Annotated in this window: 2 protein-coding genes; both read right to left on the reverse strand. The window is 60.4% G+C overall.

The genetic code is table 11. The features are described 5' to 3' along the window. On the reverse strand, positions 1 to 510 hold a 510-nt coding region (locus AWU74_RS14235; protein ID WP_162504867.1), incomplete at its 3' end, for a branched-chain amino acid ABC transporter permease. A 126-nt stretch (positions 511 to 636) separates the two neighbouring features. Beyond that, on the reverse strand, positions 637 to 1,745 hold a 1,109-nt coding region (locus tag AWU74_RS14240), incomplete at its 5' end, for an ABC transporter substrate-binding protein (RefSeq protein ID WP_062328369.1).

A 1,745-nucleotide genomic window follows, 5' to 3' on the forward strand; every position in this document is an offset into this window, starting at 1 on the left:
AGTCGCAAGCACGGCCTTGCCGAGGACCGTCCGTTCCAGAAACACGTAAAGCAGGATCACGATCACGGCGGTGCCGCCGAGCACCCAGAAGCTCTGTGGCTGAACGGTCGCGCCCAGCACGTTGACCGGCGTGTCGCCGGAGATACTGGGCAGCTTGTGAAACTGTTTGTCGAACAGGATTTGCGCCGCGCCGCGCAGCAGGATCGACGCGCCGATGGTGATGATGATCAGCGTGACCGGCGAGGCATCGCGCGCCGGCTCGATAGCGAGCCAATAGAGCAGAAGGCCGACGACGATGGAAACGATCACTGCAAGCAGCGCGGCAAGCGGAAGGGGAACCCCGGCGGCAGTAGCAAAGACCGTCACCATCCCGCCCAGCATGACGAACTCGCCCTGGGCAAAATTGACGACGTCGGAGGCGTTGTAGACCAGCGTGAAGCCGAGAGCGACCAGAGCGTAGACCGCGCCCACGGTCAGTCCGGAAATGAGAAACTGGACAAACTCCGGCATACCGGCTCCACGAGCAATGATGGCAGCCGATGGCTGCCGTTCCCGGCGAAAACGAATAAATTCAGACAGAGAATAAGCTCCCGGATGGATCGACCGAAACGTCCGGGCGCGTCTGTATCGGCTTGCTTATGCGCCGGGCTTGATCAGGGTCCAGTCGCCGCCCTTGATTTCCAGCATACGGAACGCCGAGAGATCGAGGCCGAGATGATCCGTCGGCGTCATGTTGACGATGCCGCCGGTGCCGACGAAGCCCTTGGTCTTTTCGATTTCGTCCCGAACCTTCTTCGGATCGGTCGAGTTGGCGCGCTTCATGGCTTCGACCAGAATCATCAGGCCGTCATAGGCATGGCCGCCAAAGGTCGAGACCGGGCTCTTCGCGGTGTCCTCATAGGTTTTCTTGTAATCGACCACGACCTTCTTCTGCGGGTCGCTGTCAGGCAGCTTGTCACCGACCAGCAAGGCCGCCGCCGGCAAGCGGATGCCTTCAGCCGAAGCGCCTGCGAGTTCAATGAAGCTCTTCGAGGCCACACCATGGCTCTGATAAAGCGGCGTCGCGGTCATGCCGAGCTGTGCGTAGTTGCGGGTCACGATCGCAGGTCCCTGCCCGAAGCCAGGATTGACGATGGCCTGAACGCCGGGAGTGTTCTTGATCTTGGTGAGCTGGCCGGTCATGTCGCTGTCACGCGGACCGTAGCTTTCCTCGGTGATGATCTTGATGTCGTAGTTCGGTGCCACCTTGGTGCACTGCGCCTTCATCGACGCTCCGAAGCCGTCGGTTCCCGAGATCATCGCGATATTGGTGAGCTTGCGCTGCTTCAGGTTCTCGAAAATCTTCTCGCACGCCATTTTGTCGGTATGCGGCGTCTTGAAGACGTACTTGCGGACAGGCTCGATGATTTCGACCGCGCCGCCGAAGGAAATGAACGGAACCTGGGCTTCCTCGAACACCGGAATCATCGCCATGGTCGTGCCGGTGGTCGAACCACCCGCCATCGCGACGACCTTGTCGTCCTCGATCAGACGTGTGGCAAAGGTGCGCGCCTTGTTGGCATCGCCGCCGTCGTCATAAATGATCAGCTCGACCTTCTTGCCGTTGATGCCGCCTGCCGCGTTGATCTTCTCGACATACATCCGCAGTGTCTTGTCCTCGGGTTCTCCGAGAAACGACGCCGGGCCTGGCACAGAGAGGACGGAACCGATCTTTACGGTCTGCTGCGCATGCGCGGCACTACCGA

The organism is Treponema endosymbiont of Eucomonympha sp. (assembly GCF_001028545.1).